Here is a 25,055-nt window from a genome sequence, read left to right as displayed (position 1 = left end):
GTTCTCGTTGTAGATGACTCGGCTTTTATGCGGAAGTTAATTTCTGACATGTTGAATAAACACCCCATGATGGAAGTGATCGGCATTGCTAGAAATGGCAAAGACGCAGTGGAAAAAGTACGTGATCTTCAGCCAGATGTCATTACGATGGACATTGAAATGCCTGTAATGGATGGATTGGAAGCTTTAAAGTTCATTATGGATCAAATGCCGATCCCTGTAGTGATATTATCAAGTACGACAAAACATAATACAGAAAATGCAGTTCTGGCGATAGAATACGGAGCTGTCGACGTGATAGCAAAACCTGGTGGTGCTATTTCATTAAATCTTCATGAGATCGAAAAAGAAATTGTGGAAAAAGTATTTGCAGCATCAAATGTAGTCATTCAAACATTGACGCGACAAATAACACCAATACTAAAGCGTCATACAGCAACGACAGGCAGACAAAACATAGAGAATGAAAGCAGAAAAGCTCCATTAATTCCTGTGCAAACAGTAAACATACCTAAAAAAAGACACTTATTGCTAAGAAGTTTGTTATAATAGGTACATCGACCGGTGGACCAAGGGCCTTACAAGAAGTTATTACAAGGTTTCCGGCAGAATTTCCATATCCGATTCTGATTGTCCAGCATATGCCACCTGGATTTACTAAATCTTTGGCCGAACGACTAAATGGTCTGAGTGAGATTACAGTTAAAGAAGCTGAACACGGAGAACCGATCGAAAATGGGACAGCTTATATCGCGCCAGGCGGCTTGCATTTGAAGTTTGAGAAATTTGGAATGGGTTATCAAGTTGTTTTGGACGGAGACGAAGCGCCGCGTTCTGGACATCGCCCGGCAGTAAACGTGTTATTAGAATCAGCATCAACACATAAAGAACTAGAATATATTACGGCGATCATGACAGGCATGGGATATGACGGCAAAGAAGGTATGGAATTATTACGTGCTTCATGTAAGACGATTACTATAGCGGAATCCAAAAACACGTCCGTTGTATATGGAATGCCCAAAGCTATAATTGATGCAGGTCTTTGCGATGAAATTAAAGATGTACAACAGATCGCTAAAGCAATAATTGGAAATATGAAGTGACTAGGGGGCTTTACAATGGATGTAAGTCAGTATTTGGACATGTTCATCGAAGAGAGTAAAGAACACTTGCAAGCTTGTAGTGAACAGTTGCTGGCGCTAGAGAATAATCCAGATGATCTGGCAATTGTCAATGAAGTTTTTAGAGCTGCACATACGCTTAAAGGAATGTCAGCGACAATGGGATATGAGGACATTGCAAATTTAACACATAAAATGGAGAATGTCCTAGATGCAATTCGAAACTCGAAGATCAGTGTTACAACAGAAATTTTAGATGTGGTATTTGAAGCAGTCGATGATCTCGAACTAATGGTACAAGACATCGAATCAGGTGGTGACGGAAAAAAAGACGTCAGTAAGTTAGTGGACACTCTTAATCGGATTGAAGCTGGACAACCACTTGATTTAGCAACTGAACCTGCAGCAACAACTGAAGAAGCTTTAATTGAAGTCGTAACTTCGACAGGAATTCATTATGATGAGTTTGAGTTGACGGTTATTTCTCAATCTGCTGAGCAAGGCTTTAATGCATTAGAGATCACAGTTATACTACGTGATGATTGCTTGTTGAAAGTAGCTCGGGTATTCATGACATTTGAAATCTTGGAAAAGTCAGGCGAAGTTATCAAAACGATTCCTACAGTAGAACAATTAGAAAATGAGGATTTCGATCAGAAGTTTACGATTGTGTTATTGACTCAAGAAGACGCCGAAGATTTAAAGGCAAAAGTACTGAAAGTTTCTGAAATAGAAGATGTACATATTACACACATCACAGATGAGTATGTGCAGAAATATAAGCAAGCCCCATTGAATAATAGTGATGCTGAACTGGAAGTTATAGATACAACCAGTATGCCTGTTGTTAAAGCTATAACAACTAAAGAAGCACCTAAGGAAACTATTAAAACTAAAAAGGCGACATCTTCCAATTCCAATAAAACCATCCGGGTAAATATTGATCGACTCGATATTTTGATGAACTTATTTGAAGAGCTTGTCATTGACCGTGGTCGCCTTCAGTCGATTGCCAGTGAATTGCATAACCCTGAATTGAATGAATCCGTAGAAAGAATGACACGGGTATCAGGTGACTTACAAAACATTATTTTAAATATGCGAATGGTACCTGTCGAAACAGTCTTCAATAGATTTCCAAAAATGGTTCGGCAATTAGCACGTGACCTCAATAAAAAAATCGATTTGGAAATTATCGGAGCTGAGACAGAGTTGGATCGTACCGTAATTGATGAAATTGGAGATCCACTCGTTCATTTGATTCGGAATGCTTTGGATCACGGTATCGAAATGCCAGAAGAACGGATTGCGAATGGTAAGCCAGAGATTGGAACTGTAACATTACGTGCCTATCATTCGGGTAACCATGTATTTATCGAGCTCGAAGATGATGGAGCGGGTGTAAACCGTGAACGCGTGGTAGGTAAAGCGATTGAACGTGGTATTGTTAGTCCGGAAGCTGCCGATTCATTGACGAATAAACAAGTAGCAGAATTGATATTAGCTTCAGGGTTTTCAACAGCGGCTTCCATTACGGATGTATCAGGTCGAGGTGTGGGTCTAGATGTAGTGAAAAACACAATCGAATCTCTTGGCGGACATATTTCTATTGATTCCACTGAAGGAAAAGGTTCGTTATTCCAGGTGCAGTTACCTCTGACTCTATCTATTATTTCGGTAATGTTAGTAGAGTTGGATGAGGAAATTTATGCCATCCCTTTGTCATCCATAATTGAAACTGCCATTATTCAAAAGGCAGATATCTTAAATGCCCACAATCAGCCAGTAATCGATTTCCGTGGAACAATTGTGCCGTTGGTGGACTTAAAAGATATATTTGAAATGAAGAATAGAAGTAATGATGAAGATGAGTTCCAATCGATTGTAATTGTTCGTAAGGGTGAAAGTTTAGCTGGGTTAGTCGTAGATTCATTTATTGGCCAACAGGAAATTGTACTGAAATCACTCGGCGAATATTTACAGAGTGTCTTTGCGATATCTGGTGCTACGATTTTAGGAAATGGTCAAGTAGCATTAATTATTGACTGTAATGCATTGATTAAATAATCGAGGTGGAGACATGACAAAAGCAACAGAAGTAAGCGACATGAAAGTGATCGTCTTCCAATTGATGAATAAAGAATATGCAATTGGCCTTGACGTAGTAGAATCTATCGAGAAATCACTATCGATTACACGTGTTCCCCGTATGCCTTCTTATGTCAAAGGAGTGTTAAATTTACGTGGGGTAGTGACGCCGGTAGTAGACTTACGCGAACGGTTTGATATGGAATATAAAGAGTTTGATGAGACGAGTTGCATTATTATCGTTTCGCATGCTGGTTCAGAAGTCGGATTAATTGTAGATGATGCGAATGACGTAATGGATGTTCCGACAAGTGCAATAGGCCCTCAACCGGAAGTAGTGGGATCTGTGGAATCCGAATTCATTTCAGGCGTGGCGAAAGTTGGGAAGCGATTGTTGGTCATGCTGAATTTGGAAAAAGTCCTACAACCGATCAAGAAGGGGAATGCGGATGAATTCTAAAAACGACATCACCGAAATGCACCTGGATGTCTTAAAGGAAATCGGGAATATTGGAGCAGCACACGCTGCAACGTCACTATCTCAGTTGCTAGGTCAGAAAATTGACATGCGTGTACCTAAAGTTGAACTGGTTACATTTGATGAAATGTTTGATTTAGCCGGTGGTACGGAAAAAGTAGTGGCGGGTATTTTTCTCCGTATCGATGGAGATTTGACCGGCACGATGTTTTTCGTACTGACTATTGAATCGGCTACACAATTTATTCGCAAATTGACAGGGGACGTAGCGTTTACATTTACCGATGTAGAGGATTTGGGTATGGGAGCTTCTGCGTTACAAGAGTTGGGAAACATCCTGTCGGGTTCTTACCTATCCGCGCTTTCTGATTTCACTTCATTAAACATCTATCCCACCGTACCTTCATTAAGTATAGATATGGTGGGTGCTATTGTAAGCTTTGGCCTGATCGAAGTATCTCAATACAGTGATGAAGTCATCGTCATTGAGACGGAAATTTTACAAGCAGGGAAACAAGGTGTTTCGAGCTTAGCTGGCCACTTCTTTTTGTTACCCGATCCGCCGTCTTATCGCACGATATTCAGTTCGTTGGGTGTCTTATAGATGGCAAGCGTTCAAACAGTAGTGCGTGTAGGGATTGCAGATATGAACATTGCAAAATCTCCTCAAACGATTCGCACATCAGGACTGGGATCGTGTGTTGGTGTAGTACTGTATGATTCTTCGAAGAAAATAGCAGGCATGGTTCATGTCATGTTACCTGACAGTGAGTTGGGTAAATCGACAAAACTGAACGTGGCGAAATTCGCAGATACGGGCATCCATGCTATGTTGGAGTTATTAAAATCAGAAGGTGTTAGACCTTTCAGTATTAAAGCGAAAATTGCTGGCGGTGCGCAAATGTTTCAGTTCGGTTCAAATGATACAATCCGTATCGGTCCGCGTAATGTAGAAGCGGTAAAAAAAGAATTAAAAAGATATTCGATCCCAATTGTTGCAGAGGATACAGGTGGATCGAGTGGTCGTACAATTGAATTTGATCCAGATACGAGTACCCTGTATATTCGCACCGTCAATGCTGGAACGCAGGAAATTTAACAGTATGAACGATGGCGGCTAATGCATTAGTCGCCTTTATCTATTGTAATTTGTTATACTTATACATAAAGAGATAAAATCGGTAGAAGGAACCTGACGGGAAAGGCGTGAATTCGATGACAAATCAAGATGTAACTGAACGGCATCAGTGGAAGTTATGGATTGAAAACCGTGATCCTGATGCAGGTGATACGTTAGTTCGAATGTATACACCGCTTGTGAATTATCATGTTCAACGAATCAGTGCTGGACTGCCGAAAAACGTATCACGTGATGAAATCAAATCTCTTGGCTACCAAGGGCTTTTCGATGCATTAACAAAATTTGATCCATCGCGTGACTTGAAATTTGACACATATGCATCATTTCGGATTCGAGGTACAATTATAGACGGTTTGCGAAAAGAAGATTGGTTATCACGTTCTTCGAGAGAAAAAACTAAAAAGATGGATGAAGAAATTAGTAAGCTCGAACAATCCTTCTTGCGAACGGTGACTCCTGAAGAAGTAGCAGATCATTTAGGTATTACAACTGATCAAGTCTATCAAACTGTGCATGAGCAGTATTTTGCCAATGTACTGTCCATTGATGAAAAAATGAATGATGACGATGACCAAGATCAGACTTTTGTATTGCAGGACGAACAAACGAAAACACCTGAACAACAAGCTGTTAAAGGTGAATTGATTGAAGAATTAATAATGAAAATCAAAGAGCTAAATGAAAATGAACAATTGGTACTCAGTTTGTTTTATCAAGAAGACATGACGCTGACGGAAATCGGAGAAATATTAAGTCTATCTACGTCTAGGATCTCACAAATTCATTCAAAAGCATTATTTAAGTTACGGTCGCTACTAGCGGCTGAAATTACGGATGGAGGGATTTTATGAGTTTGAAAGCTATCGAACTTCAAATTGCAATCCCGAAAACATTTGAAGCAGGTAAAATAGCGGAGCAAAAGCAGCAACAGTCTCAACTTGCTCAGGACGTTGCCAATATGCAAACAGAAAAGCAAACGCTAAAAAGCCGAGAAACGGTTATGGAATCTGATCCATATGCAAAGTTGGATGGAGATGATCGGCAACCTGACGATGAGTCTCAACGACATCTGGAAAAAATAGAGAAAGAACAGCAGCAAGCCAAGCATCCGTTTAAAGGTTCGTTTGTTGATTTCAGCGGGTAATATCATGGGGATTTTACTAGCTCTCTTATTCATCTTACAAATCATTGGATTTATGGTCATGACATTGCTGTACTTAAAAATATCGAAATTCAATAATCTGGAGAAAAAGCAACAACAGCTTATGAAAGAAATGGATCAATCCGTATTGGCTTATTTAGGAGAAATCAAAGAAGAAAACGATCGTTTGATTCATGAACTGAATCAACGAACGGAATATCAAATGAAACACGCTTCAAACTTAGCGCCAAATGAGCATTCAGTATCAGAAGGTTTTGAAGTGCCTGATCCACAATCGAAGCCACATCCGGTTCCTGTACATTTTGCTTTACGTTCTTATCAGAAGACGCTTGAAATCGAAAAGAATGAAAAAGAAACGAAACCAGTAACCCAACCTAAACCACTTGACGACAGACAGAAAGCGAAACAGCTTTATGCGGAAGGTACATCAATAGTGGATATTGCAAGAGAGTTGAAAAAAGGTAAGACAGAAATTGAATTGTTGTTAAAGTTTGAGTGAAATTTAACACAGTAGTTGCAAACAACGTTTGATTGTGTTAATTTAATAGATGGTATTACTACACACGCGTGCGGATGAATGAGTGGGTGCCATTATGGTCACTTATTCGCTGGAAGTACGCGGAGGATAAAAAAACCAATAGGAGGAATTAAACATGTCAGTAATCTCAATGAAACAATTGCTAGAAGCTGGTGTACATTTCGGACACCAAACACGTCGTTGGAACCCAAAAATGAAGAAATATATCTTCGTGGAGCGTAACGGCATCTACATCATCGACCTTCAAAAAACGGTCAAAAAATTGGAGGAAGCTTACAACTTCATGCGCCAAGTCGGTGCTGATGGTGGTAAAGTTCTTTTCGTAGGTACGAAGAAACAAGCACAAGAAGCTATAAAAGAAGAAGCAGAGCGTGCTGGAATGTACTACATCAACCAACGTTGGTTGGGTGGAACATTGACTAACTTCGGTACTATTCAAAAGCGTGTAGCACGTATGAAAGCTATTGAGAAAATGGAAGAGGATGGCACGTTTGACGTACTTCCTAAAAAAGAAGTTTCTCAATTAAATAAAGAACACGAACGTCTTGTGAAATTCCTAGGCGGTATCCGTGACATGAAAGGCTTGCCAGATGTAATCTTTATCGTGGATCCACGTAAAGAGCGTATCGCGGTAGCTGAAGCAATCAAATTGAATATTCCACTCGTTGGAATCGTTGATACTAACTGTGATCCGGACGAAATCGATTATGTCATTCCTGCGAACGACGATGCAATCCGCGCAGTACGTTTACTTACAAGCAAAATGGCAGATGCTTTGATTGAATCCCGTCAAGGTGAAGACGACGAAGTAGCTGAAACAGTAAACGAAACAGCAACTGTTACTGCAGACTGAAATGAGTAAATGATGAGACGATAAGTGGCGTACCCCTTATCGTCTCTTTTTAAAGCAATAAGCAACTTCAAATGATATTTAATAGGAGGAATTGTCAAATGGCAACAATTACAGCCCAAATGGTTAAAGAACTTCGTGAAAAAACAGGCGCAGGTATGATGGACTGCAAAAAAGCATTGACTAAAGTAGATGGGGATATGGACGCAGCAATGGAATATATGCGTGAGAAAGGTCTTTCAAGTGCAGCGAAGAAAGCTGATCGTATTGCAGCTGAAGGTGTAGCAAACATTCTAATTCAAGGTAACGAAGCAGTTATTCTTGAAGTGAATGCTGAGACAGACTTCGTAGCGAAAAACGAAGGTTTCCAAACACTTGTTAAGGAAATTTCTGAGTTCTTACTTGCTACGAAACCTGCTTCAGTAGAAGAAGCTAACGTAGCGAAATTAGAAAATGGTTTAACTGTGTCTGAACATATTTCAAACGCAGTAGCTAAAATCGGAGAGAAAATTACTCTTCGTCGTTTTGAAATCCGTGAGAAGACAGATCAAGATGCTTTCGGTCCATACCTACACATGGGTGGGCGAATTGCAGTGTTGACTGTTCTTGAAGGTTCAACAGATTCTGATGCAGCGAAAGATGTAGCAATGCATATCGCAGCAATGAACCCGAAATACATTTCACGCGACGAAGTATCTGCTGACGAAGTGGAAAAAGAGCGTAACATTTTGACTGAGCAAGCTTTGAATGAAGGCAAGCCAGAAAACATCGTAGCGAAAATGGTAGAAGGACGCCTAGGTAAATACTTCGAGGAAATCTGTGTCTTAGATCAAGCTTTCGTTAAGAATTCTGATCAAAAGGTTCGCGATTTCGTGAAGACAACTGGCGGAACATTAGTAGAGTTCATTCGTTATGAAGTAGGCGAAGGTATTGAAAAGCGTGAAGATAACTTTGCTGACGAAGTAATGAGCCAAGTAAAAGGTAACTAAGTATAATCCAATCGTACAGAGGGGCACATCCATCATGTGTTCCTCTTTTTTGAGAATAGGAAATTGCAGGAGGGCCAACATGAGTATTCCAATATATAAACGCATCGTGTTAAAATTGAGTGGAGAAGCATTAGCTGGAGAACAAGGCTACGGATTGTCTCCGGAGGTTGTTAAATCGGTTGCAAGCCAAGTGGAAGAGTTAGTAGAGCTTGGTGTAGAAGTAGCAGTAGTAGTAGGTGGCGGTAACATTTGGCGAGGGAAAGTCGGAAGTGAAATGGGAATGGACCGTACAACAGCTGACTACATGGGAATGCTTGCAACGGTTATGAACTCTCTTGCTCTTCAAGATGCTCTTGAAAAACTAGGAACAGAAACTCGAGTCATGTCTTCTATTGACATGAGACAAGTTGCTGAACCTTACATACGCCGGAAAGCAATTCGTCATCTAGAAAAAAAGCGTGTCGTAATATTTGCAGCAGGAACTGGAAACCCTTATTTTTCTACAGATACAACAGCCGCTTTACGTGCTGCTGAAATCGAAGCGGATGTCATTTTAATGGCGAAGAACAACGTAGACGGTGTGTATTCGGCCGATCCGATGAAAGATTCAACAGCTACAAAATACTTAGAACTGTCCTATCTTGAAGTGATAAGTCAAGGGCTTGAAGTAATGGATTCGACTGCTTCGACTCTATGTATGGACAATGATATCCCACTCGTAGTATTCTCAATTATGGATAATGGTAATATTAAAAAAGCCGTACTTGGTGATGAAATCGGGACGGTCGTCAGGAGGAATAAGCAATGACAAAAGAAGTGATGAATCAGACGAAAGAACGTATGGATAAAGCACATAGCGCCTATTCAAGACAATTGGCATCTATCCGTGCTGGAAGAGCTAACGCGAGCTTATTAGACAGAATTTCCGTTATATATTACGGAGCTCCTACGCCACTAAATCAAATGGCTGGAATCTCGGTGCCAGAGCCACGTTTGTTAGTCGTTCAACCATATGATAAGACTACAATCAGTGAAATCGAAAAGGCTATCATGAAATCAGATATCGGTATTACGCCTTCTAACGATGGATCAGTTATTCGTCTAGCTGTACCTGCACTTACAGAAGAACGCCGTAAAGAATTGGTGAAAGATGTAAAACGTGAAGCGGAAGATGCAAAAGTAGCGATACGAAATGTACGCCGCGACAGCAATGAAGACTTGAAGAAACTTGAAAAAGATGCAGAAATTACTGAAGATGAATTACGCCGTTATAACGAACAAGTACAAAAACTGACGGATGAGTTTATCGAAAAAATTGATCAAACAGCAAAAGATAAAGAAAACGAAATCTTGGAAATCTGAGTACAGAACTTTCTATAAGGAGGAGCGTCCTACTTTTAGGACGCTCTTTTCTTTCTTTTGCATGCTATTTACCATGCAATTTGGTAGGATAGTCAGTAGGAGTATCCGAATAGAGCCAAGTGGGGGAACGCTATGCTTAAAAAACTAATGCGAAAAAAAACGGCAGACATTCAGTTGTTGGACGAACGGATGGAAGCTGTTAAAAATAGACAAATTCCTAACCATGTGGCGATTATCATGGATGGAAACGGAAGATGGGCAAAGCAACGTAAAATGCCACGAATTGCTGGTCATCACGAAGGAATGAAGACTGTTCGTCAGATCACCAATTTTGCAAACGCTATGGGTGTGAAAGCACTCACTCTTTACGCATTTTCTACTGAAAACTGGAAGAGGCCTAGGATAGAAATTGACTTTTTGATGAACCTTCCGGGCGAGTTCCTCAATACGTATTTACCTGAGCTAATGGAAAAAGGTATCAAAGTAGAGATGATAGGAGATATGGATGCACTTCCGAGTCATACAAAGAATGCGATTATGAAAGCAATAGAGCAAACTAAAGATAACAAAGGTTTGGTTTTGAATTTTGCGATGAATTATGGAAGTAGAGTGGAACTAGTTCATGCAATGAAAGAATTGGCAGAAGAAGTGGCTGCTGGAACATTAAAAGTGGATGAAGTGAATGAAAGTTCAATTGATTCCAAGCTAATGACTGCGCACTTACCAGACCCCGACTTACTGATTCGCACAAGCGGCGAAGTGCGTCTGTCTAATTTTATGCTATGGCAACTAGCCTATGCAGAATTTATTTTCACGGATGTATTATGGCCAGATTACGATGAAGACTGCTTTTTACAGGCAATTGAAGATTTCCAAAAAAGGGATCGACGCTTTGGAAGCTTGGAAGGAGATCAGAAAAGATGAAGCAAAGAATCATCACCGCAATTGTAGCTCTTGCATTTTTTGTGCCTTTAATTATCGTCGGTGGATTGCCATTTATTATGATGATTTTTGCAATATCTACGATTGGCTTATACGAACTACTACGCATGCGTAATATGTCCATTTTTTCTGTCGGTGGATTTATCTCTTGGTTACTACTACTCGTCATTCTACTTCCATCTAGATGGACAGAACAGGTAGAAAGTGCCATGAGATTAGAGAAGCTTGAAATGATCTATGTATTGATATTATTGTTATTGGTTTATACTGTAGTAATGAAAAATAAATGGACATTCGAAGATATTGCTTTCAGTGCAATTAGTGCGCTGTATGTTGGTATTGGATTCTATTATTTAATTGAAACTCGTTTATTTGGTTTAGAGTACATAGGCTATGCGTTACTTATCATCTGGTCAACAGATTCGGGTGCGTATTTTGTCGGACGTAAAATTGGTAAACGAAAACTCTGGCCGGATATCTCACCTAATAAAACGATTGAAGGATTTATTGGGGGGATAATCTCTGCGATCGTGATTACGCTAATTTTTAATATGTTTTACCCTATCGCTACGTCATACGTGTCATTCATTATCATAACAATAGTGGCATCCATTGTAGGTCAAATGGGAGACTTAGTTGAATCTGCACTGAAACGTTTCTATAACGTAAAAGATTCAGGAAAGCTATTGCCTGGTCATGGTGGTATTATGGACCGATTTGACAGCTTACTATTTGTACTCCCATTGCTTCATTTTGTTCAATTCATAGGATAATGGAAAGGAAGTTCATAATATGAAGAAAATCAATTTGCTTGGTGCTACGGGTTCTATAGGTACTCAGACATTAAGCATTATTGCGGCTCATCCTGATCGCTTTGAGTTAACGGCAATGTCGGCAGGAAGAAACATTCAAAAAGTAAGTGAAATCATTACAAGATTTCATCCGAAATTAGTTTCTGTTTTGAAAGAAGCCGATGCTGTGCGCTTACAAAATGAGTTTCCTGAAGTTCAATTTGTTCATGGCGACGAAGGACTTATTGAAGCGGCGGTTGGAATGGAAGCAGACATTTTGCTGAACTCGGTCATCGGAAGTGTAGGACTGAGACCGACACTCGCTGCGATTAAAGCCGGCATGACGATTGCTATAGCTAATAAAGAAACGCTGGTAGCTGCAGGGAATTTAGTCATGGAAGCGGCACGACGTTATAATGTCCCACTTGTCCCAGTAGACAGTGAACACTCTGCATTATTCCAGTCATTAGTTGGCGAGAATCCGAAACGTATCACAAACTTGATATTAACAGCATCCGGTGGGAGTTTTAGGGACTATACGCGAGATCAACTTCAGAACGTTACAGTGGAACAAGCACTCGCCCATCCCAACTGGTCGATGGGTAATAAATTAACTATTGATTCGGCAACGATGATGAACAAAGGGTTAGAAGTGATAGAAGCACATCATTTATTTGCGATGCCATATGATCAGATAGAATGTCTACTACATAAAGAAAGTATTATCCACTCGATGGTGGAATTTGAAGATACAAGCGTCATGGCACAACTAGGTTCACCTGATATGCGTGTTCCGATTCAATACGCACTAACATATCCGGATCGTATTCCAATGGCTGATGCTAAACGTCTTCGTCTTGATGAAATCGGCAAATTACATTTTGAAAAAATGGATTATGACCGATTTAAAGCCTTGTCACTTGCATATGATGCAGGTAGGGAAGGGGGCACTATGCCTACAGCGATGAATGCGGCCAATGAAGTGGCGGTTCAACTGTTCATGGAAGGTCATATTTCCTTCATGCAAATCGAAGAAATTATTGAACAGATGATGCAGCAACATCAAACTATTCAAAATCCTAATTTGGAAGAAATTTTGGAGACAGATCGCGATACGCGAAAAAGAGTCTATGGTATAGTTAAGTATAAAGATTAATTTCAGGCTGTTACAGCCGGTGAAGGTGGTTACTGAATGGAAACGGTTATTGCGTTTATAGTAATATTCGGGACACTTGTAGCATTTCATGAGTTTGGCCATTTCTTGTTTGCTAAGAAGGCTGGCATCATGGTTCGAGAGTTCGCTATCGGAATGGGACCTAAAATTTTAGCCGTTCGTAAAGGTGAAACGCAATACACAATCCGCCTGTTACCTTTAGGAGGATATGTACGGATGGCTGGTGAAGATTTCGATACAGTCGAATTACAGCCAGGTTACCGCGTAGGTTTATTATTGAATGCTCAAGACGAAATAGAAAAGATTTACTTGAATCGAAATGTTTCCAATCCGAATATTTTAAACGTGGAAGTAGAGAAGTCGGATCTAGACAAAGAATTATATATTGAAGGATATGATGAAGATGGACAATTGGTTCATCTGAAAATCTCCAGAACGGCTATGATCATCGAAAAAGGGCAAGAGACATTAATTGCTCCCTACGATCGTCAGTTTGAATCCAAGTCATTGGGGAGCAGGGCGTTGGCAATTTTTGCAGGACCGTTGTTCAATTTCATCTTGGCATTTTTCATATTCCTAGCTCTTGGGTTAATGAATGGCGTACCAACCAATGAACCGATCATCTCAGAAGTGAAACCGGATACGCCTGCAGAGATGGCTGGAATGAAAAAAGATGACTTAGTCACAGCAGTTGACGGTAAGTCAATTGATTCTTGGCTGAAGTTTTCTGAAGCGATTCAAAAAAGTGCCGGAGTTCCGATGTCTATAGAAGTCGATCGAGCAGGTAAGCAAGTAATTTTAGACGTAGTACCTGATACAGTGGAAGATGCGGGACAGGAATTCGGTCAAATTGGTGTGATGTATTCAAGTCCATTGGAAAAAGGGTTTATTAAATCCATAGTGTTCGGTGCCGAACAAACATACACGTGGACTGTGAAGATCTTTGAATTATTAGGTATGCTAGTTACAGGCCAGTTCACAATAGACGCGTTGTCTGGTCCTGTAGGTATCTATAAAGCGACAGAAGAGGTTGCTCAACACGGCATTTTCAATTTAATGAATTGGGGCGCTGTGCTAAGTATTAATCTAGGGATCATGAACTTACTGCCATTACCTGCATTAGACGGCGGAAGGCTGTTGTTCTTCCTATTTGAAGGCTTACGGGGTAAACCGATTGATAAACAAAAAGAAGGCATGGTGCATTTTGTAGGTATCATGTTATTAATGGTTTTGATGCTTGTTGTGACATGGAATGATATACAACGATTTTTCTTCTAAAAAAGGTGGATGTATATGATGAAACAATCGAAAACATTTATACCCACAATGCGTGAAAATCCATCCGATATAGAGATGCGTTCACATCAATTGTTGTTGCGTGCAGGTTATATCCGACAGAATGCCAATGGTGTTTACACATATTTAACTCTTGCACAAAGAGTGTTCAGAAAAATCGAAGCGATAATCCGTCAAGAAATGGAAGCCATTGAAGGGATAGAAATTTCTTTACCAGCATTGCAAAGCTCGAGTATTCTAAAAGAAACCGAACGGTGGGATTCATACGGTAAGGAAATGTTCCACGTCGCTGACAGACAGACCAATCAATTGGCATTGAGTTCGAGTGATGAAGAAGCGATCATTGACTTACTGCGTGATGAAGTTCGATCGTATAAAAAGTTACCATTAACCATATTTCAAATCAAAACAAAATTTCGCGACGAAATAAAACCGCGTGCTGGTCTACTGCATAGCAGAGAATTCATAAGAAAAGACGCCTACTCATTCCATTCAACGGAAGAGAGTTTGGATGAAAAGTATTTGGAAGTCATGCAAGCATACACCAATATGTTAACCCGTCTTGGTATGCATTTCCGCATGGTGATATCGGATGGTGGAACAGGTTCTCATGAGTTCATAGCGTTAACTGAAAACGGGGAAGACCGAATCGCATATAGCGATAGTTCTTCCTACGCTGCAAATATGGAGTTTGCTGAAGTTCACGTAGATTACGAAACACCAAACGAAAAACAGTTGGAGATGATAAAAATCTCCACTCCGAATCAACGTACTATTGAAGATCTCGCTTCATTTTTATCCGTTAAACCTGAGCGTATTATCAAATCATTGGTGTATAAAGTGGACAATGATTTTGTCATGGTAGTATGTCGAGGCGATCATTGTGTAAATGAATATAAATTGAAGCGTTTTTTAAACGTAAAACATATGGAGCTGGCAACAGAACAACAGATTGAAGAATTACTAGGCTGTCATACCGGTTCGATAGGTCCTGTGAAACTACCGATTGGTGTAAGGGTATATGCAGATCATGCTGTCAAAGCAATGGTCAACGTAGTGGCAGGAGCGAACATTGATGACTATCACTTGTTGAACGTCAATCCGGAACGTGATTTTGCTATTGATGATTATGTGGATATCCGCTTCGTTCAAGAAGGAGATGCTTCTCCTGATGGAATGGGTACGATTAAATTCACTGAAGGAATAGGTGTAGGCCATCTCCGTAAACTTGGTACCATTTTCAGTGAGCAGATGAAAGGAACATTCCTCAATGAACATGGCAGAACAAAGCCTTTCATTATGGGAAGTTATAGCCTAGGAATCTCTCGTTTACTGGCTACAATAGCCGAGCAGTTCAATGATGAAAAAGGCTTGAAGTGGCCGAAGCATTTAGCACCATTCGATATTCATATGATTACAATGAATGTCAAGGATGAGGTTCAAACGCAGCTGGCTGATGAGTTATATGCAGTTCTAGAGTCTTATCGATACGATGTGTTGTATGACGATCGTGCTGAACGAGCGGGCGTGAAATTCGCTGATGCTGACTTGATCGGTTTGCCAGTCCGCATTATAATTGGTAAGAGAGCTAACGAGGGAATTGTGGAAGTCATGTACCGCCACAGTGGTGAATCAATAGATTGGCAAAAGGAAGAAGTGTTGGAAAAGCTTCAATCCTTCTTTAGTGCAGATTAATCCAAGAAGGGGAGTCCGTTAACGGTACTTCCCTTTTTTTCGCGATAGAACGGAGGAATATATAATGGATGCCGCCCAAAAGTTTTTAACTTTGCTGCAACAGACGGGACTGACAGATGATCAGTTCATGAACTATTTTCAAAACGGAGAGTTGAACCGTGTAACCGTTCAGAAGAAAACAAGAGTGTGGAAATTTAATATCACACTTGATGAAGTGTTACCCATCGAGGTATTCCAGATTATGCAACAACGTGTTCATGAATCATTCGCTGCTATAGCGAATGTACATCTCGAAATGGAAGTAAGAAAAAATGAAGTGAATGAACAATTAATTACAGATTATTGGCCGCTAATTATAGATGAGCTAGCAGATATATCTCCACCTATGCGCCAATGTCTAGTGGAACAAAAGCCCAAGGTACATGGCGAGAAATTATTACTTAATTGTTCAACTGATTTGGAGTGTCAAACTTTAAAAAATAAATATGTGGAAACATTATCGACACTATATCAGCAATTCGGTTTTCCGAAGTATATGTTCGAGGTTTCGATTGTTGAAAATCACAATGCAGCAGAAGAACGCCAGCAGTTTCTTTCTCAAAAACAGCAAGAAGAAGATCTGTTATCCAAGCAAGCGTATCATCAGCTGCAACAACGTGAAACGATGAAAAGTGAACAAGGTGATTCTGATAGAGTACTGGCCCTTGGTACACCGATCAAAGCTAGCGAGCCAATTATTCCAATCCATGAAATACAAGATGAAGAAAGACGTTTGGTTATTGAAGGCTTTGTATTTGATGCAGAGGTACGGGAGTTGCGGAGTGGCCGTTCACTATTGACACTGAAAGTAACAGACTACACGGATTCCATCTTAGTCAAAATGTTTTCGCGTGATAATGAAGATGCGGAGATCATGAAATCTTTCAAAAAGGGTATGTGGGTACGAGCTCGTGGCGGTATACAGAACGATACATTCGTTAGGGACTTAATCATGATGGCACAAGATATTGCCGTTATTCCCACTATTGAACGCAAAGACAAGGCGCCTGATGGACGGAAACGTGTGGAATTACATGCACACACTTCCATGAGTCAAATGGATGCGGTAGTTTCCGCTTCATCATTAGTTGCCCAAGCAGCTAAATGGGGACATCCTGCGATTGCAATCACAGATCATGCGAACGTTCAGTCTTTCCCTGACGCTTATAACGCTGGTAAAAAACATGGTATTAAAGTGTTGTTTGGTTTAGAAATCAATCTGGTGGATGATGGTGTTCCGATTGTCTATGAAGAGCAACACCGTTTGCTTGAAACGGATACGTATGTTGTATTTGACGTTGAGACCACAGGCTTGTCGGCTGTATACGACACGATCATCGAACTTGCAGCTGTGCGAGTGAAAGATGGAGAAATCGTTGACCGGTTTGAACGCTTTGCCAACCCGCATCATCCATTGTCTTCCGTTACGACGAATCTGACAGGCATTACAGATGACATGGTAGAAAATGCACCAGAAGTTGAAGACGTCATGGCAGAGTTTATAGAATTTATCGGGGATGCAGTGTTGATTGCACATAATGCTTCGTTTGATATGGGCTTCTTTTATGCATCATGTAAACGTGCGAAAATAGAAACAGTTGCTTATCCAGTCATCGATACATTGGAACTTTCTCGTTTCCTTTATCCCGAATTGCGAAACCATCGATTGAACACGTTAGCTAAAAAATTCGAGATCGAATTAACGCAACATCACCGTGCCATTTACGATACAGAAGCTACTGCGCATCTATTTTTGCGCCTGCTATCAGAAGCACAGGAAAAAGGCATCAAGTGGCTTGATGATCTCAATAAGAATATCGGTGAAGGAGACGCCTATAAGCGTTCACGGCCTTCACATTGTACTTTGCTTGCAACAGACGATGAAGGGTTGAAAAATCTATTCAAGCTTGTGTCAATTTCGCATATGGACTTTTTCTATCGCGTGCCCCGTATACCTCGTTCGTTACTCGTGAAATATCGAAAAGGAATAATAGTTGGTTCGGGTTGTGATAAAGGGGAAGTATTCGAAGGGTTAATGCAAAAACCGATGGAAGAAGTGGAAGAAATTGCGAGTTTTTATGATTACTTGGAACTCCATCCTAAGCCGGTGTACTCGCATTTACTCGAACTCGATTTAATTCGAGATGAGTGGAACCTAGAAGATATTATGCGCAAGATGATTAAGCTTGGGAAGAAAACCGGTTTACCAGTTTGTGCGACAGGGAATGTCCACTATCTTGATGAAACCGACTCTACCTATCGAAAAGTACTTGTCCGTTCACAAGGTGGGGCAAATCCTTTGAATCGGCACTCGTTACCTGAAGTTCATTTCCGTACGACAGATGAAATGTTGAAAGAATTTGAGTTTTTAGGTGAAGACGTAGCGCAAGAAATTGTAGTAGACAATCCTCTAAAAATTGTAGATCGTATAGGTGATGTGAAACCAATTAAAGATGACTTGTATACACCAACAATCGAAGGTGCGGAAGATGAAGTACGAGATCTAACGTATTCCATGGCACAACGAATATACGGTGAAACCTTGCCAGAGATCGTTGAAGCACGCATTATAAAAGAATTAACGTCTATCATCGATAATGGCTTTTCAGTTATTTATCTGATTTCGCATAAACTAGTAAAGAAATCATTGGATGATGGCTACTTGGTTGGTTCGCGGGGCTCTGTCGGCTCTTCATTCGTTGCCACCATGATGGAAATCACAGAAGTGAATCCATTGCCACCACATTATGTTTGTCCGTCATGTAAGACATATGAGTTTTTTGATGATGGTTCAGTTGGTTCAGGTTATGACTTGCCAGATAAGGAATGCCCGAATTGCCAGACGATGTTTAAAAAAGATGGGCAGGATATCCCGTTCGAAACCTTCCTTGGATTTGCCGGCGATAAGGTTCCAGATATAGATTTGAACTTTAGTGGTGAGTATCAAGCGCATGCTCATAACTATACAAAAGAACTGTTCGGAGAAGACTATGTGTTTCGGGCAGGAACAATAGGAACAGTAGCTGAAAAAACTGCATATGGATATGTTCGAGGGTATATGAATGATAACGATATCCAAATGCGTGGCGCAGAGATTGACCGGCTTGTACAAGGTTGTTCAGGCGTGAAGCGGAATACCGGGCAGCACCCTGGCGGTATTATTGTTGTGCCGGATACAATGGACATCTTTGACTTTACGCCAATTCAATTCCCGGCGAATGATCTTGAATCTAGTTGGAAAACCACACATTTTGATTTCCATTCCATCGATAATAATTTATTGAAACTAGATATTCTAGGTCATGATGATCCGACGATGATTAAAATGTTGGAAGACTTATCAGGCATCGATGCGATGACTATTCCTCCTGACGATAAAGGCGTTATGGAATTGTTTAGTGGTACGTCTTCACTCGGCGTCACAGAAGAACAAATTGACTGCAAAACAGGAACTCTTGGTGTGCCTGAATTTGGAACGCGATTTGTACGACAGATGTTAGAAGAAACGAAACCGTCTACGTTCTCTGAATTGATCCAGATATCGGGACTGTCACACGGCACCGATGTTTGGCTAGGTAATGCACAGGAATTAATCCAAAATAAAACATGTCAACTGTCAGAAGTGATCGGCTGTCGTGACGATATTATGGTTTATTTGATCTATCAGGGACTTGAACCTTCTCTTGCATTTAAAATTATGGAATCTGTGCGGAAAGGTAAAGGGTTGACGCCTGAGTTTGAAGAAGCGATGAAAGAGAATAAAGTACCAGGCTGGTATATCGGATCGTGTAAGAAAATCAAATACATGTTCCCTAAAGCTCATGCCGCGGCATACGTACTGATGGCTCTACGAATCGCGTACTTCAAAGTACATCATCCAATCATGTATTATGCGACGTACTTCACCGTTCGAGCAACCGACTTTGACTTGATGACGATGTGTAAAGGTTCTGCAAGTATTCGGGCGAAAGTTAAAGAGATCAATGCTAAGGGATTGGAAGCTTCTCCAAAAGAAAAGAACTTAGTGGTTGTTTTGGAGATTGCACTTGAAATGGTTGAGCGAGGATTTACATTTGCGAAACCTGATCTCTATAAATCGGATGCGACACAGTTTCTTATTGAAGACAATAAACTGATCCCGCCGTTTAACTCGATTCCTTCACTAGGGACTAACGTAGCGAAGACGATTGTTGAAGCGAGAAAAGACGGTGAGTTTTTATCGAAAGAGGACTTCCAGAAGAGAGGCCGGGTTTCTAAAACGGTTGTTGAATATCTGGATAACCTCGGTTGCATGGAAGGAATGCCTGAAGCGAACCAACTATCCCTATTCTAATGGGCTCGTGACGGTTGCTTAAGTTGCATTGTAAAAGGCCTTGTGATACGATTAAAACAACTTTTGCTATACGTCTTGCGGAAAAGAGTGGGGCTTCCCGCTCTTTTCTGTTGTTATTTTGAATTTCGGGAGGGATACCATTTGAGTAAAATTATAGAGGAAGTCGAACAGTTAGCTAGACCGATCGTAGAAGAATTAGGTCTTGAACTGGTTGATGTTGAGTTCTTGAAAGAGGGTCGCGATTGGTTTCTACGCGTCTACATCGATACGCCTGAAGGTAACATTGACATCGATCAATGTGCGGCTGTCAGTAATAAACTAAGCGAGGAACTAGACATTGTGGACCCGATTCCGCAAAATTACTTCCTTGAAGTGTCTTCTCCCGGAGCGGAAAGACCTTTGAAAAAAGATGAAGATTTTGAAAAAGCCGTAGGCCAATATGTGTTCATCAAAACGTATGAACCAATTGATGGAATGAAAGAATTCGAGGGGTATTTACTCGGATACGGACCAGACCATGCAAAAGTGGAAATACGGGTCAAGACGAGAAAAGTACTAGTGGAAATTGACAAAACAAAAATTGCGCTCGCAAGACTGGCTATAGACTTTTAAAGTAAGCATGAAACACTGCCTTGCATTAGCGAGCGAAGAATCAAGAGCAATAACAATTGGAATGTAGGAGTGATGAACATGAGTAGTGAGCTACTCGAGGCACTGACAGCTCTTGAACAGCAAAAAGGTATTTCAAGAGACATAATAGTCGATGCAATTGAAGCAGCGCTTGTAACAGCGTACAAACGAAACTTTAACCAAGCACAAAATGTGCGTGTAGACTTGAACTTAAACAAAGGTACAATGGCTGTCTATTCACGTAAAGACGTAGTCGAAGAAGTAGAAGATGAGCGTTTGCAAATTTCTTTGGAAGATGCACAACTCATTAATCCAGTATATGAACTTACCGATATCGTGGAAGAAGAAGTCACACCGCGTGACTTTGGACGAATTGCCGCCCAAACCGCTAAGCAAGTTGTAACACAGCGTGTACGTGAAGCTGAACGCGGTTTAATCTATGAAGAATATATTGATCGTGAAGAAGACATCGTCAACGGAATCGTAGAGCGTATGGATCCGAAAAACTTATTCGTTGGATTAGGAAAAGTAGAAGCGGTGTTACCGTCAAGTGAACAAATTCAAACAGAGTCATATGCACCACATGATCGTATTAAAGTATACATTACGAAAGTCGAAAGAACAGCGCGTGGACCGCAAGTGTTTGTATCCAGAACGCATCCTGGCCTATTACGACGCTTATTTGAACTTGAGGTACCAGAAATTTATGACGGTACAGTAGAAATTAAATCGATCGCACGTGAAGCAGGAGACCGCTCAAAAATCTCTGTTTATACAGCAAACGAAGAAGTAGATCCAGTAGGTTCTTGTGTAGGTTCAAGAGGAGCACGAGTACAAACTATATCAAATGAATTGAATGGCGAAAAAGTAGATATCGTAGAGTGGTCTGAAGATCCAGTAATCTTCGTTGCGAATGCTTTGAGCCCTTCAAAAGTAATTGATGTACAAGTAAATGAAGAAGAGCGTTCCACTACTGTCGTTGTGCCGGATTATCAACTTTCATTGGCAATCGGAAAAAGAGGCCAAAATGCAAGGTTGGCGGCTAAGTTAACGGGCTGGAAAATTGATATTAAAAGTGAAACGGATGCAAGAGAATTAGGGATCTATCCCCGCGAGGAATCTCTTGCTGTTCCAGTAGAAGAGCCAGATGCAGATGCAGTTGAGTTCTTGGAATCTTATGAGTATGAAGAAGAAACACCAGCTGAACCAGCTGAGGACTTTGATTTATACGCAGATGAAGACAAAGAAGATTGATTTGGAAAGGATTGCATGCTGATGTCGAACAATCGGAAGATCCCTTTGCGTAAATGTGCAGCGACTGGTGACATGTTACCTAAAAAAGAAATGATTCGAATTGTCCGTACGAAAGAAGGCGAAGTATCTGTAGATTTGACAGGAAAGAAGTCAGGCCGCGGTACATATGTTTCTAAAACGGAGGATGCCGTAGAAAAAGCACGTAAGCAACACTCGATTGAGCATCAATTGGGTGTCAAAGTACCGGAGCAAGTCTACGAAGACCTTTTGCATGCAATTCGTCGAGAGGCAATTAAATGACAAAAGATCCGACAAATATTTATCAACTGCTTGGTATGGCAGCTCGCGCACGTAAAATTGCAACGGGTGAAGATTTAGTCGTACAGGCGGTTCGGTCTGGCGATGCGCATCTGGTCATCCTATCAGGTGATGCATCCAAGAACATAATAAAAAAATTAACAAATAAATGTAATACGTATAACGTTGAGAAGCATGTATTTGGAAGCCGTGAAGAACTTGGGCATGCAATTGGAAAAGAAGCTCGAGTCGTCTTAGCACTAACAGATAAAGGGTTCGCAAAAAAGTTATCCGAGCTTCTCAATGAATTTAATCGGGGGTGGGCTAATGACGAAAATGAAAGTACATGAATATGCCAGATCAATAGGCAAAACTAGTAGAGATATTGCTGCAGAATTAATCAAAAGTGATATTGTAATAAAGAGCCATATGGAAGAACTGGATCCAGTATCTATTGCAAAATTAGACGAGAAGTTTGGAGATTTAAAAAAGCCAGAGGCGAAAACAACTACTGTTAAGCCAGCGAGCAAACCAGCAAACCAAAGAACAGATCGTCCAAATAATACAAATAAACCAAATACCTCACAAGGTACTAACCGTCCAGCTTCAAATCGTCCTTCAGGACAATCTACTTCAGCTCCGAAAACAGGTAGCAATCAGTCACCGCGTCAAGGGCAAGGAGCAGGTTCACCTCGTCCAGCTGGCGGAGGCGGACGTCCAGGCGGCGGTCGTGGTGGAAGACCGCCAGCACGCGGTATTAACCAAGGGCGTCGAAGATACCGTCCGGCAGTACCAGTACAAAAAGTTGAAATACCATTACCGGATAAAATTACTTTTTATGAGTCACTATCAGTGGGGGAGCTAGCTAAAAAACTAGGTAAAGAACCTTCTGAAATCATCAAAAAGCTGTTTATGCTTGGTGTAATGGCAACCATTAACCAGGAATTAGATAAAGATGCAATTGAGTTAATTTGTGCGGAATACGATGTTGAAGTTGAGGAAGAGGTCCGTATTGACGTAACAGACTTGGAGATCTACTTTGAAGATCCTGAAGAGGAAGAAGAAGTGCCAGGTGAATTAACAGAAAGACCGCCAGTCGTAACCATTATGGGGCACGTTGACCATGGTAAAACGACGTTGCTAGACTCAATTCGCAACACTAAAGTAACACAAGGTGAAGCGGGTGGAATCACGCAGCATATTGGTGCGTATCAAATTACTGCTAGTGGCAAGAAAATTACATTCCTAGATACACCAGGTCACGAAGCTTTTACAACAATGAGAGCACGTGGTGCCAAAGTTACAGACTTGACAATTCTAGTTGTTGCAGCAGATGACGGTGTTATGCCACAGACAATTGAAGCGATCAACCATGCGAAAGCAGCAGAAGTTCCGATTATTGTAGCGGTTAACAAAATGGATAAGCCTGCCGCGAATCCTGACCGCGTTATGCAAGAATTAACTGAACATGGCTTAGTTGCAGAAGATTGGGGCGGCGATACGATTTTCGTGCCAATTTCCGCACTAAAAGGTGAAGGAATTGATCAGTTACTTGAAATGGTTCTATTAATTGCTGAAGTAGGCGAATTTACAGCTGATCCTTCCATTAGAGCTAGAGGTACAGTAATTGAGGCGCAGCTCGACAAAGGGAAAGGTTCTGTAGCCACATTGCTTGTACAAAATGGTACATTGCATGTAGGAGATCCCATCGTTGTTGGAAATACGTACGGTCGTGTCCGGGCAATGGTCAGTGACCTTGGTCGTCGCGTAAAAGAAGCAGGTCCTTCAACCCCTGTAGAAATTACAGGATTGAGCGATGTTCCATTTGCAGGAGATCGTTTCGTTGTCTTTAAAGATGAAAAAACTGCTCGTCAAATCGGTGAAACACGTGCTGGAGAAGCACTTCAAGAACAGCGTGTGGAGAAAACACGTGTCACACTTGATAACTTGTTTGATCAAATGAAACAGGGCGAAATGAAAGAATTGAACTTAATTGTTAAAGCAGATGTACAAGGTGCGGTTGAGGCAATGGCTTCTTCTCTTATGAAAATCGAAGTAGAAGGCGTTAACGTCAAAATTATTCACACAGGCGCGGGTGCGATCAATGAGTCCGATATTTCTTTAGCAGCTGCATCTAACGCAATCGTCATTGGATTTAACGTACGTCCAGATACGAATGCAAAACGTGCTGCAGAAGCAGAAGGCGTAGACATTCGTCTGCACCGTGTCATATATAAAGTAATTGAAGAAATCGAATCAGCTATGACAGGCCTACTTGATCCTGAGTATGAAGAGAAGGTAATAGGTCAGGCGGAAGTTCGTGAAACCTTTAAAGTATCGAAGATCGGAACGATAGCAGGAAGCTATGTAATCGACGGTAAGATCACACGAGACGCAGGCGTTCGTGTTTTACGCGATAATATTGTAGTCTTTGAAGGCGAACTGGATACACTGAAACGTTTCAAAGATGATGCAAAAGAAGTTGCAAAAGGTTATGAGTGTGGTATCACTATTAAAAAATTCAATGATGTCAAAGAAGGAGATATCATTGAAGCATACGTTATGGAAGAAATTAAAAGAGTATGATTGTTTACGCGGAATGTTCTTTCCACATCCCAGCAGCGGCTTCTTTAAAGGATAAACGGGCTGTCTTGAATAGAATGAGGGATCGGGTGAAAAACTCCTATAATGTATCGGTTGCAGAAATTGATCATCAGGATTTATGGCAACGTACCACATTCGCTTTAGTCGCTGTGGCATCCTCCAAAGAGGCCGCAGAACGAGAAGTGAGACGTGCGATTCGTCTGTTTGAATCCAATCCTGATTGGGAAATGACTACGTGTACAGTAGACTACTTATGAGCAAAGAACGA

General features: G+C 40.9%; 23 protein-coding genes and 1 pseudogene. All 24 read left to right on the top strand.

What is annotated here, in order from left to right:
* Window positions 1–27 precede the first annotated feature (27 nt).
* The 24 genes and pseudogenes from CSV80_RS17730 to CSV80_RS01825 all read left to right on the top strand — a co-directional run bounded on the left by CSV80_RS17730 (window position 28) and on the right by CSV80_RS01825 (window position 25,044).
* Window positions 28–1,106, top strand: a pseudogene (locus CSV80_RS17730) (protein-glutamate methylesterase/protein-glutamine glutaminase).
* Between the two features lie 15 nt (window positions 1,107–1,121).
* A complete protein-coding gene (locus tag CSV80_RS01935; protein ID WP_099669379.1) occupies window positions 1,122–3,191 on the top strand; it encodes a chemotaxis protein CheA in 2,070 nt (689 codons plus the stop codon).
* A gap of 13 nt (window positions 3,192–3,204) precedes the next feature.
* Window positions 3,205–3,672, top strand: coding sequence for a chemotaxis protein CheW (locus CSV80_RS01930; protein ID WP_099669378.1), 468 nt, complete (start codon window positions 3,205–3,207; stop codon window positions 3,670–3,672).
* Complete coding sequence (locus tag CSV80_RS01925; RefSeq protein ID WP_029053186.1) at window positions 3,662–4,294, top strand: chemotaxis protein CheC; 633 nt, start codon at window positions 3,662–3,664, stop codon at window positions 4,292–4,294. The genes CSV80_RS01930 and CSV80_RS01925 overlap by 11 nt, the downstream gene beginning before the upstream one ends.
* On the top strand, window positions 4,295–4,789 hold the full coding sequence (locus CSV80_RS01920; protein WP_029053185.1) for a chemotaxis protein CheD: 495 nt from the start codon (window positions 4,295–4,297) through the stop codon (window positions 4,787–4,789).
* 116 nt (window positions 4,790–4,905) lie between these two features.
* Window positions 4,906–5,682 carry a FliA/WhiG family RNA polymerase sigma factor gene (locus CSV80_RS01915; protein ID WP_099669377.1) on the top strand — a complete coding sequence of 259 codons (777 nt, stop codon included), beginning with the start codon at window positions 4,906–4,908 and terminating at the stop codon, window positions 5,680–5,682.
* Window positions 5,679–5,975, top strand: a complete 297-nt coding sequence (locus CSV80_RS17725; RefSeq protein ID WP_233201490.1) for an RNA polymerase subunit sigma — start codon at window positions 5,679–5,681, stop codon at window positions 5,973–5,975. Before CSV80_RS01915 ends, CSV80_RS17725 begins: the two co-directional genes overlap by 4 nt.
* 4 nt (window positions 5,976–5,979) lie before the next feature.
* Complete coding sequence (locus tag CSV80_RS01905) at window positions 5,980–6,492, top strand: helix-turn-helix domain-containing protein (protein WP_099669376.1); 513 nt, start codon at window positions 5,980–5,982, stop codon at window positions 6,490–6,492.
* A 154-nt stretch (window positions 6,493–6,646) separates the two neighbouring features.
* Complete coding sequence (gene rpsB, locus CSV80_RS01900) at window positions 6,647–7,384, top strand: 30S ribosomal protein S2 (RefSeq protein ID WP_029053181.1); 738 nt, start codon at window positions 6,647–6,649, stop codon at window positions 7,382–7,384.
* A 98-nt stretch (window positions 7,385–7,482) separates the two neighbouring features.
* Window positions 7,483–8,370, top strand: a complete 888-nt coding sequence (gene tsf / locus CSV80_RS01895) for a translation elongation factor Ts (RefSeq protein ID WP_029053180.1) — start codon at window positions 7,483–7,485, stop codon at window positions 8,368–8,370.
* A 79-nt stretch (window positions 8,371–8,449) separates the two neighbouring features.
* Window positions 8,450–9,178 carry a UMP kinase gene (gene pyrH, locus CSV80_RS01890; RefSeq protein WP_029053179.1) on the top strand — a complete coding sequence of 243 codons (729 nt, stop codon included), beginning with the start codon at window positions 8,450–8,452 and terminating at the stop codon, window positions 9,176–9,178.
* On the top strand, window positions 9,175–9,732 hold the full coding sequence (gene frr / locus CSV80_RS01885; RefSeq protein ID WP_099669375.1) for a ribosome recycling factor: 558 nt from the start codon (window positions 9,175–9,177) through the stop codon (window positions 9,730–9,732). The genes pyrH and frr overlap by 4 nt, the downstream gene beginning before the upstream one ends.
* A 132-nt stretch (window positions 9,733–9,864) precedes the next feature.
* Entirely contained in the window at window positions 9,865–10,656 is a 792-nt protein-coding gene (locus tag CSV80_RS01880) for an undecaprenyl pyrophosphate synthase (protein ID WP_099669374.1), read from the top strand.
* Complete coding sequence (locus CSV80_RS01875) at window positions 10,653–11,447, top strand: phosphatidate cytidylyltransferase (RefSeq protein ID WP_029053176.1); 795 nt, start codon at window positions 10,653–10,655, stop codon at window positions 11,445–11,447. Before CSV80_RS01880 ends, CSV80_RS01875 begins: the two co-directional genes overlap by 4 nt.
* 19 nt (window positions 11,448–11,466) lie before the next feature.
* Window positions 11,467–12,621 (top strand): 1-deoxy-D-xylulose-5-phosphate reductoisomerase, encoded by a 1,155-nt coding sequence (gene dxr, locus CSV80_RS01870; protein WP_099669373.1) that lies wholly within the window; start codon window positions 11,467–11,469, stop codon window positions 12,619–12,621.
* Between the two features lie 36 nt (window positions 12,622–12,657).
* A complete protein-coding gene (gene rseP / locus CSV80_RS01865; RefSeq protein WP_029053174.1) occupies window positions 12,658–13,917 on the top strand; it encodes an RIP metalloprotease RseP in 1,260 nt (419 codons plus the stop codon).
* 18 nt (window positions 13,918–13,935) lie between these two features.
* A complete protein-coding gene (locus tag CSV80_RS01860) occupies window positions 13,936–15,630 on the top strand; it encodes a proline--tRNA ligase (protein ID WP_099669492.1) in 1,695 nt (564 codons plus the stop codon).
* A 64-nt stretch (window positions 15,631–15,694) separates the two neighbouring features.
* The gene (locus CSV80_RS01855; RefSeq protein ID WP_099669372.1) at window positions 15,695–20,002 is read left to right on the top strand and encodes a PolC-type DNA polymerase III; all 4,308 of its coding nucleotides are present in this window, start codon (window positions 15,695–15,697) and stop codon (window positions 20,000–20,002) included.
* Between the two features lie 141 nt (window positions 20,003–20,143).
* Complete coding sequence (gene rimP, locus CSV80_RS01850; RefSeq protein ID WP_029053171.1) at window positions 20,144–20,614, top strand: ribosome maturation factor RimP; 471 nt, start codon at window positions 20,144–20,146, stop codon at window positions 20,612–20,614.
* A 78-nt stretch (window positions 20,615–20,692) separates the two neighbouring features.
* Window positions 20,693–21,886, top strand: coding sequence for a transcription termination factor NusA (gene nusA / locus CSV80_RS01845; RefSeq protein ID WP_099669371.1), 1,194 nt, complete (start codon window positions 20,693–20,695; stop codon window positions 21,884–21,886).
* A 21-nt stretch (window positions 21,887–21,907) separates the two neighbouring features.
* The gene (gene rnpM / locus CSV80_RS01840) at window positions 21,908–22,186 is read left to right on the top strand and encodes an RNase P modulator RnpM (protein ID WP_099669370.1); all 279 of its coding nucleotides are present in this window, start codon (window positions 21,908–21,910) and stop codon (window positions 22,184–22,186) included.
* Window positions 22,183–22,533: a YlxQ family RNA-binding protein gene (locus CSV80_RS01835; protein WP_099669369.1), complete on the top strand. Its 351-nt coding sequence runs from the start codon at window positions 22,183–22,185 to the stop codon at window positions 22,531–22,533. Before rnpM ends, CSV80_RS01835 begins: the two co-directional genes overlap by 4 nt.
* A complete protein-coding gene (gene infB / locus CSV80_RS01830; RefSeq protein WP_099669368.1) occupies window positions 22,511–24,769 on the top strand; it encodes a translation initiation factor IF-2 in 2,259 nt (752 codons plus the stop codon). Before CSV80_RS01835 ends, infB begins: the two co-directional genes overlap by 23 nt.
* Window positions 24,766–25,044: a DUF503 domain-containing protein gene (locus tag CSV80_RS01825; RefSeq protein ID WP_099669367.1), complete on the top strand. Its 279-nt coding sequence runs from the start codon at window positions 24,766–24,768 to the stop codon at window positions 25,042–25,044. Before infB ends, CSV80_RS01825 begins: the two co-directional genes overlap by 4 nt.
* The last annotated feature ends 11 nt before the right edge of the window (window positions 25,045–25,055 follow it).

The organism is Sporosarcina sp. P12(2017), from assembly GCF_002743035.1.
In the GTDB taxonomy this organism is placed as follows: domain Bacteria; phylum Bacillota; class Bacilli; order Bacillales_A; family Planococcaceae; genus Sporosarcina; species Sporosarcina ureae.
The sequence above is the reverse complement of the archived record's forward strand: the minus strand, read 5'-3'. Positions and strand labels throughout refer to the sequence as shown.

Excerpts from the sequence above, each read along its gene's own strand:
- CSV80_RS01935 (WP_099669379.1), top strand. The coding sequence starts at position 1,122 with ATGGATGTAAGTCAGTATTTGGACATGTTCATCGAAGAGAGTAAAGAA.
- CSV80_RS01930 (WP_099669378.1), top strand. The coding sequence starts at position 3,205 with ATGACAAAAGCAACAGAAGTAAGCGACATGAAAGTGATCGTCTTCCAA.
- CSV80_RS01925 (WP_029053186.1), top strand. The coding sequence starts at position 3,662 with ATGAATTCTAAAAACGACATCACCGAAATGCACCTGGATGTCTTAAAG.
- CSV80_RS01920 (WP_029053185.1), top strand. The coding sequence starts at position 4,295 with ATGGCAAGCGTTCAAACAGTAGTGCGTGTAGGGATTGCAGATATGAAC.
- CSV80_RS01915 (WP_099669377.1), top strand. The coding sequence starts at position 4,906 with ATGACAAATCAAGATGTAACTGAACGGCATCAGTGGAAGTTATGGATT.
- CSV80_RS17725 (WP_233201490.1), top strand. The coding sequence starts at position 5,679 with ATGAGTTTGAAAGCTATCGAACTTCAAATTGCAATCCCGAAAACATTT.
- CSV80_RS01905 (WP_099669376.1), top strand. The coding sequence starts at position 5,980 with ATGGGGATTTTACTAGCTCTCTTATTCATCTTACAAATCATTGGATTT.
- rpsB (WP_029053181.1), top strand. The coding sequence starts at position 6,647 with ATGTCAGTAATCTCAATGAAACAATTGCTAGAAGCTGGTGTACATTTC.
- tsf (WP_029053180.1), top strand. The coding sequence starts at position 7,483 with ATGGCAACAATTACAGCCCAAATGGTTAAAGAACTTCGTGAAAAAACA.
- pyrH (WP_029053179.1), top strand. The coding sequence starts at position 8,450 with ATGAGTATTCCAATATATAAACGCATCGTGTTAAAATTGAGTGGAGAA.
- frr (WP_099669375.1), top strand. The coding sequence starts at position 9,175 with ATGACAAAAGAAGTGATGAATCAGACGAAAGAACGTATGGATAAAGCA.
- CSV80_RS01880 (WP_099669374.1), top strand. The coding sequence starts at position 9,865 with ATGCTTAAAAAACTAATGCGAAAAAAAACGGCAGACATTCAGTTGTTG.
- CSV80_RS01875 (WP_029053176.1), top strand. The coding sequence starts at position 10,653 with ATGAAGCAAAGAATCATCACCGCAATTGTAGCTCTTGCATTTTTTGTG.
- dxr (WP_099669373.1), top strand. The coding sequence starts at position 11,467 with ATGAAGAAAATCAATTTGCTTGGTGCTACGGGTTCTATAGGTACTCAG.
- rseP (WP_029053174.1), top strand. The coding sequence starts at position 12,658 with ATGGAAACGGTTATTGCGTTTATAGTAATATTCGGGACACTTGTAGCA.
- CSV80_RS01860 (WP_099669492.1), top strand. The coding sequence starts at position 13,936 with ATGAAACAATCGAAAACATTTATACCCACAATGCGTGAAAATCCATCC.
- CSV80_RS01855 (WP_099669372.1), top strand. The coding sequence starts at position 15,695 with ATGGATGCCGCCCAAAAGTTTTTAACTTTGCTGCAACAGACGGGACTG.
- nusA (WP_099669371.1), top strand. The coding sequence starts at position 20,693 with ATGAGTAGTGAGCTACTCGAGGCACTGACAGCTCTTGAACAGCAAAAA.
- rnpM (WP_099669370.1), top strand. The coding sequence starts at position 21,908 with ATGTCGAACAATCGGAAGATCCCTTTGCGTAAATGTGCAGCGACTGGT.
- CSV80_RS01835 (WP_099669369.1), top strand. The coding sequence starts at position 22,183 with ATGACAAAAGATCCGACAAATATTTATCAACTGCTTGGTATGGCAGCT.
- infB (WP_099669368.1), top strand. The coding sequence starts at position 22,511 with ATGACGAAAATGAAAGTACATGAATATGCCAGATCAATAGGCAAAACT.
- CSV80_RS01825 (WP_099669367.1), top strand. The coding sequence starts at position 24,766 with ATGATTGTTTACGCGGAATGTTCTTTCCACATCCCAGCAGCGGCTTCT.